The sequence below is a fragment of the Acinetobacter sp. V2 genome (assembly GCF_001188385.1).
Classification (GTDB): Bacteria; Pseudomonadota; Gammaproteobacteria; order Pseudomonadales; family Moraxellaceae; genus Acinetobacter; species Acinetobacter oleivorans.
This window is the reverse complement of record NZ_JZFB01000001.1, coordinates 279604-289714: the sequence shown is the minus strand read 5'-3', so window position 1 is coordinate 289714 and position 10111 is coordinate 279604. Positions and strand designations below refer to the sequence as shown.

The window sequence follows — 10111 nt, the reverse complement described above, 5'->3', positions numbered from 1 at the left end:
GTATAACGGCGCGGAGTTTTTAGGTGTCGATCAATATAAAAATGTTCAGCGCTGGGCAGATGCGATTTTAGCGCGCCCTGCGGTACAACGTGGACGTATGGTCAACCGTACCTTTGGTGATTTAGCCACACAGTTGCATGAACGTCATGATGCGAGCGATTTTGAGACCAAGACTCAAGATAAAATTTAATCATCATTTTTAAATAAAACCCACTTTTGCTCAAAAAGTGGGTTTTATCATTCTTTCAATAACATTTTATTGATGCAAAGAAAGACCCTTTATTGCTTTATCAACTGCCTTTTTAGATCCTATTAACGCCACTCCGACCAAATTTAATTGATTCGCATCGTCGGCCAAAAAAACCGCCCGATTATCTTCATCATTGCCTGTAGAAAACATGGCATGTACATAGGGAATTATCGTTAAATCTTGCTCAATTGCTTTCCGATGTGCTTTTTGCAGTCCTGATAAATCTCCCTCAAATACCAACATCGGCTGCCCTAACATGTTGCCATACTCATAGCCATTCGCATCGATATAAGGTTTACCCAACATTTCAGGTACAGCAGAGGCAATCCCCGTTGCCAAAAAAGCCACCACATTTAATCTCTGCCACGTCGCAAGATCATTACGGACAATCAGCGCAATTTTTGTATCAAACATAAACCTCTTTCCTGAATCATAACGTTAACTCGCTCATCATGACTCATTCAGATTTTTCTCGTCTTGTACGTTTGTGCAGGAGCCATCACAAACGTACAAGACCATAAATTTGCGAGTCACTATGCTGGGTTGTTTTTGTTTTAGTAGATACGTTATGGAAATCTTTTTTTATACCTTGAGTGTGATGTATAGCCCCGGTCCAGTAAATTTTATGGGGCTAAACGCTGGGCTTACCGGACAATTCAAAAGAACAATTTATTTTTTTATGGGTGTCGGTTGTGCAATGCTGATGTTATTCATGATTTTTGGATATATCGGCGCCGCGATCATTCCACAAAATGCCTTGCACTATATTGCTTTGTTTGGCGCGTGTTATACGTTTTATCTTTCATATCAAATGCTAAAGTCAGATATTGATATGAGTGACGAAGCCGCTGAAGTTCAGGCACTTTCATTCTGGAATGGTTTCTGGATACAAGCTTTAAACCCAAAAGGGATTTTAGTGATTCTGCCTGTTACAACCATTATGTACCCGACAGCACATATCATTGGCGTTCAAATATTCTTCGTATCATTGCTCATTTCACTGGGTGCAGCTGGCGCGCCCTGCCTTTACTCTTGGGCAGGTGCAGTGTTAGGTAAAAAAATTAAAAATAAAATCTGGTTTAATCGTATAAACCAAGCCATGGGATTGATGTTAATCGTTTCTGGCATATTTATGCTTTATGATTTTTTGAAAGGCATGAACCTAATTTAAGATAGAGTCTATGTCAGCCTAAACAGGCTGGCTTTTTTTAAGAAGAGAGCTTATTGATCATCCGCCATCGGGCTGGAGTCAATCCAAATGCTTTTAGAAAATGACGTGTCATATGGCTTTGATCAAAAAATCCTGCAATCAATGAAGCTTGAGTCAAGGACTCTCCATACATTAAACAGGACTTCACAACTTCCAGCCTACGCATGGTCATATATCGATGTGGACTTGTACCAAATAGGAGGCGAAAATCACGTGAAAGACTCCAGCGGTCTCGTCCCACATTTTTTTCAATATCATCTAAAGAGATATTTTCATATAAAGAAGCATGTATAAATTCTCTAGCACGCTCCGCTGCGACATAGTCATAAGCATGTGAGGTTCGCTGATTATTACCAGAAATTTCGTAAAGTGTGGTTGCCAGATCATATAAAGCATCTTGTTTTTCTAAAGGATCAATATGCTGGTCCATTCCCTGTAATAAAACATCAGTTGCTTTAAATAAACGGGGATCCTGACTCAAGCCATTTTCAATAAATGGTAAAGGTTTGCCCTTCATAATTTCCTGTAGGGTTGCAGGTTCTACGTACACCATCCGATATCTAAAACCGTCTCGACTACCTGACTCTCCATCATGTTTTTCATCGGGATGTAAAACCATCGTCATACCCGGCTGGCTATGTTTCATCTCTCCACGGTAATGAAAGCTTTGAACACCTGTTAATGTTCGACCAATTGCAAAAGTATCGTGGCGATGCGACTCATAAGCATGATCGGTAAAAAAGGCTTCAATTCGTTCAAGACTATTCGGGTCAGAATTTCTAACAATCCAATCATTTGCATTGGGTAATTCAATCACATATTCACCAAAATTTTATATGTGCTAGAGAGCATTCTACCTATACGTTATACGCTATCGTTATTTTGAAAAATAGCCCATATATAACTCACTCAGCCAAGCGACAAAAACGCGTACGCGTGGCGAGAGCTGCCGATGCTGCGGATATAAAGCAGAAACTGACATCTTCGGGATTTGCCATTCAGATAAAACCTCAACCAGTTGTCCGTCTTTTAACTCATTCGCTACATGATAGCGCGGGACCTGAATTAAACCTGCCCCACGTAAAGCAGATAATACATAGTTTTCAGCATCATTTACCGCGATCCAGCTTTTCAAAAAATAATCTTGTTTTTTGCCATTCACCATTAATTCAAATGGATAATTCCGCCCACCTGATGTCGAAAAGAAATTAACACAATAATGTGATAACAAATCCTCTGGTTGCTGAGGCGTTCCATGTTTAATTAAATAGTCAGGACTTGCACAAATGACTTGTGGCATATCAACCAAATGTCTAGCGATTAAAGTGGAATCATCCAAACGCCCCGCTCTCACCACACAGTCTATCCCTTCCCGAATCAGATCAACCAAGCGATCTCCCGTACTAATTACCAGCTCAATGTCGGGATACAACTCGTGAAATTGGTCGATATTGGGTAAAACAATTTTAGTCGCATGTGCGCCTGATAAATCGACACGTAGTAAACCACGGGGCTGTGCAATTACATTACGTAAGGACGATTCGGCATCATCGAGTTCCGATAATATTTGTGTACAACGCTCATAAAATGCTTGTCCATCTAGTGATGGTCTTACATGCCGAGTCGTCCGCTCTAGCAAACGACACTGTAAATTATTCTCTAACTCTTTAATGGCATTACTTGCTGTAGCGCGTGGGATATTCAGCTGATCGGCTGCCTGACTAAAACTACCCAGCTCTACGATGCGGGTAAAAAGTTGCAAGGTATCAAATTTATCCATAGTGCTCGCTTTTAACCCTATCTATTATTAATAAATATGGAATTATCTTATCCAATTATGAAGATTTATCCCATATTTCTATATTATTAAAATAAGCCATACCTACTCAAACAGGCAATCTAAAAATGAATATTTCAAAAAAGACAGCTCTTGTTACTGGTGCTTCACGTGGTATTGGCCGTGCTATTGCAGAACGTTTAGCTCAAGATGGTTTTTATGTGATTGTTAACTATGCGGGCAATACAGTGCATGCCCAAGCCACTATAGAGCACATTATTGAGCAAGGTGGTCAAGCTTCTGCTATTCAAGCGGACGTCACAAATGAACATGAGGTGAGTCGTTTATTTCAAGAAGCTAAAGCCATTAACGGTCAATTAGACGTTGTGGTTCATAGCGCAGGCATTATGCCTATGGCAAAAATTACACCTGAAGGTCTGCCAGATTTCGATAAAGTAATTCATACCAATTTACGTGGTGCATTTTTAATATTGGCGCATGCAGCCGAAACAGTTCCGGATGGTGGCCGGATTATTGTCCTTTCAACGAGTGTAATTGCTAAATCTTTTCCAGCATATGGTCCCTACATTGCTTCAAAAGCAGGTGTAGAAGGTTTGGTCCATGTGTTAGCAAATGAGTTACGCGGCCGAAATATTACCGTAAACGCCGTTGCACCCGGCCCGACAGGTACTGACCTTTTTTACAATGGAAAAACTGATGAGCAAGTAGCAGCAATTGCAAAACTCGCTCCCTTGGAAAGAATCGGAACACCTGAAGAAATTGCCAGTGTAGTTGCCATGCTAGCTGGCCCAGATGGACGTTGGGTAAATTCACAAGTCATTCGAGTAAATGGTGGATTTTCTTAATATTTAAAACCATATGGATTATTTTAATTCATATGGTTTTTACCAAATGTTAAAATCCATTAAATATTTTATTAGAAGAACTTTATAAGATTAATTAATACGATTTTATATAAAATATTTAGCTTGCTTATTTATTAAAAAAATATATATAAATAGATATTACTTATTTTTGCTTATATTTAAAAACGCGTAAATTGAACAATAACAATCTGAATCGAAGATAAGGAATTATTTAAATGAATGCCAAATTAAATACAGAAAACCCATCTGGTTTTATCTCTTCGAGTTCTAATACATCTTTGTCAAAAGACACTATTCTTAGTAAAGCACAGCAATACGCACAGGACCATGAACTTAATTTTAGTGGCAGTTTATCACCTACTGATGCATGGCAGCTCGTACAACAAGGCGAAGCTGTTTTAGTTGATGTGCGTACCAATGAAGAACGTAAATTTGTAGGTTATGTCCCTGAAAGTGTTCATGTCGCTTGGGCAACAGGCACATCGTTTAACCGTAATCCACGCTTTTTAAAAGAACTCGAATCAAAAGTTGGCAAAGACAAAACCATTCTTTTGTTATGCCGTAGTGGCAACCGTTCAGCACAAGCTGCCGAGGCCGCATTTAATGCTGGTTTTGAGCATATTTATAACGTTCTTGAAGGCTTCGAAGGCGATCTAAATGATCAGCAACAGCGTAATCAGAAAAATGGCTGGCGCATCCATCAACTTCCTTGGCAACAAGACTAATATTTTAATCAATTTTCAGTGAATCAAGGAAAGCTTGTGACTCAATGGAACATTAATGCTGTTGTACAAGGTTTACAACAAGCAAGGCATGACTGGCGTCAGCAGCAACACAGGACCAAAGAATTTGGGGGCCGTGAACTTCCATCTAAAGAAGCTTTGAAAGCCATTTTAGATGACCTGTGCGGAATTTTATTTCCAATGCGTTTAGGCCCTGCTGACTTACGTCAAGAAACTGAAGATTCTTATATTGCCTATACTTTAAATCGGGTACTCACAGCTTTACATGCTCAAGTACAACTGGCTTTAAACTATGAAGCAAAACGTCATTTGAGTCATTCGAACACAGTCCAACAACCAGACGAACTTGCTCAAAATATTGTGCAGGATTTTGCCAACACATTGCCCTCTATACGACGTCTTTTAGACGGCGATGTGCGAGCCGCTTATGAAGGCGATCCAGCGGCGCATAGTGTGGATGAGGTATTACTTTGCTATCCGGGCATATTTGCGATTATTCATCATCGAATAGCGCATCAACTCTATGCCCAAGTGCCTTTATTGTCTCGCATTATTTCCGAGTTGGCGCATTCTGCAACCGGTATTGATATTCATCCGGGTGCAAAAATCGGTAAAGGATTCTTCATCGATCATGGTACGGGTGTGGTGATTGGTGAAACCAGTGTCATTGGAGAGCGTGTTCGTATTTATCAGGCAGTGACCCTTGGAGCAAAACGATTTGAAACCAATGATGATGGTGGTTTGAAAAAAGACTATACACGCCATCCAATTGTTGAAGATGACGTGGTGATCTATGCAGGTGCCACTATTTTAGGTCGTATTACGATTGGTCGAGGGTCCATTATTGGGGGAAATGTCTGGCTTACACATAGTATTCCCGCAGGAAGCCAGATTTTACAGTCACCACTGGAAGCTTATCAAAAAAATCCAGAATTTAAATAAATCGTATTCACAATTTTATATATAAGAGTTTTAACCAATATATTAAAAACATGAATTTGGTATATATAAATCAGTTTATTATTTATTTATATTAAATTTTCATAAACATATGCTTATTCATAATAAGTGAACTGTATTCATTTATTTATACCTTATTCATATTTTGAAAATCGAATATTTAATTCTAATCTGTTAACACGATAATTTAAAAATTTAACATTTTATAACCAAGCCACTGTAATAAGGAAAAATGATTCATGGCGAAAAATACTGACAAAGCCCAACTTGCGCTGGGGGACCACGCAGCCCGTCAACTGGCCAATGCAACCAAAACTGCTCCCCAACTTTCTACAATTACTCCCAGATGGCTGACTCACTTACTTCAATGGCTTCCTGTTGAAGCAGGTATCTACCGCTTAAACCGTGTAAATAATACTGATGACATTCAAGTTGCTTGCACACAACGTGATGAAGCAACTTTACCTCAAACTTTTGTCGATTATGACCCAGAGCCACGCGAATACTTTTTAAATGGTGTATCTACTGTTTTAGATGTACATACACGTGTTGCTGACCTTTACAGCAGCCCACACGACCAAATTAAAGAACAGCTCCGTTTAACAATTGAAACCATTAAAGAACGTCAAGAAAGTGAGCTTATCAATAACCCTGAATACGGTTTATTGGCAAGTGTGACAGATGACCAACGTATTTCGACTTTAAATGGCCCACCTACTCCAGATGATCTTGATGATTTGCTACGTAAAGTCTGGAAAGAACCGGGTTTTTTCCTAGCACACCCTGATGCAATTGCAGCATTTGGCCGTGAATGTACACGCCGTGGTGTACCGCCTCCAACGGTTAGTCTATTCGGTTCGCAATTCATTACATGGCGCGGTATTCCACTCATTCCATCAAATAAAATTCCTGTAGAAGATGGCAAAACTAAAATCTTGCTGCTTCGTGTTGGTGAAAAGCGTCAAGGGATTGTTGGTTTGTTCCAGCCGGGTCTTGCGGGTGAACAGTCACCAGGGCTTTCAGTACGCTTTATGGGAATCAACCGTAACGCGATTGCGTCGTATCTAATCTCGTTATATTGCTCACTTGCAGTACTCACTGATGATGCGTTGGCAGTATTAGATGATGTGGAGGTGGACAAATATCATGACTACCCAGTTAACTACAAGTAATCTGCAAGGTAGTCCAACGGGGCCTGAAGTGACTGGTGTTAACCCACCAGCCAACTTCCCTGATGAGTCCACCATTGCTCGACTTGCTAATGAGTTTTTTTCAGCATTACCAAGCTCAAGCAGTTCAGCTTCTCCATCGGGCCTTAACTTGGACTTACCTGTCGGAGCGCCACCGCACCCACCACAACCGGGTGAACCATTTTCTGCACTCAGTGGTCGTGCGCCCAATATCGCGTTTCAGAAAAGTCTCAATCCGGAATATCCTGAGCATATTCCAAATTTGCCAGACTACCCTGAACGTCGAATTGTAGCGTCTGCGCCTGTGGTTGGTGGAGCTAATTTGCCACGCCCACCATTTGAGCCACATTTGCCACAAGCTGCTCATAGTGAACCCAATGTGCCTCGCATTGAACCAAACTTACCTACTGGTGCAGGTGAATCACCTTATTATTTTTTAAATGATTTTTCTGCTCCAAATGCAGCAGAGCCATCTGTTAAAGGTGTTGAGGATAATTACTCAGTTGCACAGTCTTTTCAATTGCCACATGGTGACCAGCTGAAATCATTGCTGACGGAAGATCGTTTTGCAACGAACACGCCTCCCCAAAGTTCGGCAAGCTCTGCATTTTATTTTTTAGACTTGCCTCAAAGTGGACAAAGTTATAGTCACTATCAACCATCGCAACCCACTTTTGTAGCAAGTAGTGCTCAACCACTCGATGTACATGCTATACGTCGCGACTTCCCAATTTTACAGGAACGCGTCAATGGCCGACCTCTGGTTTGGTTGGATAATGCTGCCACTACACAAAAACCGCAGCGCGTGATTGATCGGATTGCTTATTTTTATCAGCATGAAAACTCAAATATTCACCGTGCTGCCCATGAGTTAGCAGCTCGTGCAACCGATGCCTATGAGCATGCAAGAAATGTAGTTGCCCGATTTATTGGTGCACCCTCTTCTAAAGAAATTATCTTTGTTCGAGGAACAACCGAAGGCATTAACCTGATTGCAAAAACATGGGGTGAGCAAAATATTGGTGAGGGTGATGAAATTATTGTTTCTCACTTGGAACACCATGCCAATATTGTGCCTTGGTATCAACTCACTAAAAAAACTGGAGCAAAATTAAGAGTCATTCCTGTGGATGACACGGGCCAGATTATTTTAGAAGAGTTGCCAAAACTGATTAATGAGCGCACTAAACTGCTGTCGATTACTCAAGTTTCGAATGCTTTGGGTACAGTCACACCTGTTGCTGAAGTGATTAAAATTGCGCATGCAAAAGGTGTACGTGTTTTAGTTGATGGTGCTCAATCCGTTTCGCACATTCCTACCGATGTACAAGCTCTCGATGCAGACTTTTTTGTGTTTTCTGGACATAAAGTGTTTGGTCCAACGGGCATTGGCGCGGTCTATGCAAAACCAGAGTTGCTAGAAAGCATGCCTGTTTGGGAAGGCGGCGGTAATATGATTCAGGATGTTACCTTCGAACAAGTAGTTTACCAACCTGCCCCAAACAAGTTTGAAGCTGGAACTGGAAACATTGCCGATGCTGTTGGTTTAGGCGCTGCGCTTGAATATGTAGAAAGTCTAGGTATTCATAACATTGCTCGCTATGAACATGATCTACTCGAATATGGTCAAAATGCGCTGAGTAGTGTGTCAGGTTTACGTTTGATCGGAACGGCACATCACAAAGCCAGTGTTATGTCCTTTACCTTACAAGGCTATTCAACTGAACAAGTCGGTAAAGCTTTAAATCAACATGGTATTGCCGTACGTTCTGGGCACCACTGTGCACAGCCAATTTTACGTCGTTTTGGTGTAGAACAAACCGTGCGTCCGTCTTTGGCTTTTTATAATACGACTGAAGAAATTGATTTATTGGTTTCGGTGTTACATCAACTAACGCGTAATAGACGTAGCAATTAAATCTATTTCTAGACTAGAAAAGACTGCTTTTGAGCGGTCTTTTTTTATAATTAATTTGCCATCATTAAAATTCAATTTTCCAATGAGAAAACTATTAAAACTCAAATAGTCCTAGCACTACATTTACTCGAGCAAAAGTCGTCTGCAACCTGCGTAGCATCAAAAAGATTCTGTTTCTGTGAAATACTAGTTAAATGAAATAAGTCGACAGGTTTTGCAGATGACAATGCTTTTGCTTACTTTGAGCGAAACCAAAGTAAGTCCAGCCGAAGGCGACTGAAGAAATTAAAACTTTAAGCGATAATACTCTGTCGTGCTATGCAATAGTTCGCAGATGACTTTAGGTTGAGCTAAAAATTATTAGTGGTTATCACGGCGGAGTCTTATGATTTGAAATTTGATTCCTAGCTTAGCCTTTGGCTCGTGCTAAGAGTCATCTACAGCCTGCCCATAATTTATAAAAATAATGTTTTTGCAACATTTCCTGATAGATGAAAACAGTGAACAGGTTCTGTAGATGACAAAGTTTTTTGGTTACTTTTTCCAAAAAAAGTAACAGAATTAACTACGTTCTTCTGATGTATAAACGGTAAGACTCCGTCCCGACAGTCCATCCACTTATAAATAAAACCAACTTAATTAAACAAACCCCAAATCAATCTCAATGCAATCCCAATTAATAAAACTCCCATTACCCGCTCAAAATAAACCCCAAACTCCAAAAATCTTTTACGTACAATAGGCTGAGCAAACAGTACGCTCACCACCATAAACCAAATAGCGTTAACCATACACATCCAGACCCCATAAAAAACCTGAACTTTCATTGGTGTGGTCGTACTTACAATCGTTGTAAAAATTGCCAGAAAAAAGATGGTGGCTTTTGGGTTTAACGCATTGGTGAGAAAACCCATTGTAAACGCTTTAAATAAACTCGGCGTGTCACTGTCTGCTTGGCCATTAATCTCAATATTGGTATTCGGCTGGCTACGTAAACACTGCCATCCTAAATACACTAAGTAAGCTGCCCCCGCTGTTCTGATAAGTGACATCAGCCATTCACTTTGCTGAATCAAAAAACCAATACCAACAAGTGTATAAAACACATGGACTGAAATTCCGACACCAATACCAATTGCGGTTAGACATCCAATTAAGTAGCCATAACGAACACTT

At 40.3% G+C, this 10111-nt stretch carries 10 protein-coding genes and 2 pseudogenes; 7 read left to right on the top strand and 5 right to left on the bottom strand.

The genetic code is table 11. The annotated features are described in order from the left end of the window. Positions 1-190: pseudogene (locus UC75_RS19625) on the top strand (glutathione-dependent disulfide-bond oxidoreductase); the annotation flags it as partial. Between the two features lie 66 nt (positions 191-256). Here the strand turns inward: UC75_RS19625 and UC75_RS01305 are convergent. Then, the gene (locus UC75_RS01305) at positions 257-664 is read right to left on the bottom strand and encodes a DUF2000 domain-containing protein (RefSeq protein WP_049836437.1); all 408 of its coding nucleotides are present in this window, start codon (positions 662-664) and stop codon (positions 257-259) included. Positions 665-818: 154 nt separating this feature from the next. On the opposite strand from UC75_RS01305, the gene UC75_RS01300 reads away from it, so the two are divergent. Next, positions 819-1421 carry a LysE family translocator gene (locus tag UC75_RS01300; RefSeq protein ID WP_049836436.1) on the top strand — a complete coding sequence of 201 codons (603 nt, stop codon included), beginning with the start codon at positions 819-821 and terminating at the stop codon, positions 1419-1421. Between the two features lie 37 nt (positions 1422-1458). Here the strand turns inward: UC75_RS01300 and UC75_RS01295 are convergent, their stop codons facing one another. Then, positions 1459-2277 (bottom strand): AraC family transcriptional regulator, encoded by an 819-nt coding sequence (locus tag UC75_RS01295; protein ID WP_049836435.1) that lies wholly within the window; start codon positions 2275-2277, stop codon positions 1459-1461. 60 nt (positions 2278-2337) lie between these two features. Beyond that, a complete protein-coding gene (locus tag UC75_RS01290) occupies positions 2338-3240 on the bottom strand; it encodes a LysR family transcriptional regulator (protein WP_049836434.1) in 903 nt (300 codons plus the stop codon). A gap of 125 nt (positions 3241-3365) precedes the next feature. On the opposite strand from UC75_RS01290, the gene UC75_RS01285 reads away from it, so the two are divergent. The 5 genes from UC75_RS01285 to UC75_RS01265 all read left to right on the top strand — a co-directional run bounded on the left by UC75_RS01285 (position 3366) and on the right by UC75_RS01265 (position 8935). Then, entirely contained in the window at positions 3366-4103 is a 738-nt protein-coding gene (locus UC75_RS01285) for an SDR family oxidoreductase (protein WP_049836433.1), read from the top strand. Positions 4104-4339: 236 nt separating this feature from the next. Next, positions 4340-4849, top strand: a complete 510-nt coding sequence (locus UC75_RS01280; protein ID WP_005304325.1) for a rhodanese-like domain-containing protein — start codon at positions 4340-4342, stop codon at positions 4847-4849. An 18-nt stretch (positions 4850-4867) separates the two neighbouring features. Further along, positions 4868-5809, top strand: coding sequence for a serine O-acetyltransferase EpsC (gene epsC, locus UC75_RS01275; RefSeq protein WP_075382795.1), 942 nt, complete (start codon positions 4868-4870; stop codon positions 5807-5809). Between the two features lie 257 nt (positions 5810-6066). Further along, positions 6067-6999, top strand: a complete 933-nt coding sequence (locus UC75_RS01270) for a family 2A encapsulin nanocompartment shell protein (RefSeq protein WP_001107602.1) — start codon at positions 6067-6069, stop codon at positions 6997-6999. After that, positions 6974-8935, top strand: coding sequence for a family 2A encapsulin nanocompartment cargo protein cysteine desulfurase (locus UC75_RS01265; protein ID WP_049836432.1), 1962 nt, complete (start codon positions 6974-6976; stop codon positions 8933-8935). Before UC75_RS01270 ends, UC75_RS01265 begins: the two co-directional genes overlap by 26 nt. A 426-nt stretch (positions 8936-9361) precedes the next feature. Here UC75_RS01265 and UC75_RS19620 read toward each other — a convergent pair. Together UC75_RS19620 and UC75_RS01260 are read right to left on the bottom strand one after the other, a co-directional pair. After that, a pseudogene (locus tag UC75_RS19620) lies at positions 9362-9482 on the bottom strand (hypothetical protein). A gap of 88 nt (positions 9483-9570) precedes the next feature. Then, on the bottom strand, positions 9571-10111 hold a 541-nt coding region (locus UC75_RS01260), incomplete at its 5' end, for a LysE family translocator (protein WP_228137001.1).

Bases quoted from the DNA above. Each gene is read 5' to 3' on its own strand.
- UC75_RS01290 (WP_049836434.1), bottom strand. From the start codon at position 3,240: ATGGATAAATTTGATACCTTGCAACTTTTTACCCGCATCGTAGAGCTG.
- UC75_RS01285 (WP_049836433.1), top strand. From the start codon at position 3,366: ATGAATATTTCAAAAAAGACAGCTCTTGTTACTGGTGCTTCACGTGGT.
- UC75_RS01265 (WP_049836432.1), top strand. From the start codon at position 6,974: ATGACTACCCAGTTAACTACAAGTAATCTGCAAGGTAGTCCAACGGGG.
- UC75_RS01280 (WP_005304325.1), top strand. From the start codon at position 4,340: ATGAATGCCAAATTAAATACAGAAAACCCATCTGGTTTTATCTCTTCG.
- UC75_RS01300 (WP_049836436.1), top strand. From the start codon at position 819: ATGGAAATCTTTTTTTATACCTTGAGTGTGATGTATAGCCCCGGTCCA.
- UC75_RS01270 (WP_001107602.1), top strand. From the start codon at position 6,067: ATGGCGAAAAATACTGACAAAGCCCAACTTGCGCTGGGGGACCACGCA.
- UC75_RS01305 (WP_049836437.1), bottom strand. From the start codon at position 664: ATGTTTGATACAAAAATTGCGCTGATTGTCCGTAATGATCTTGCGACG.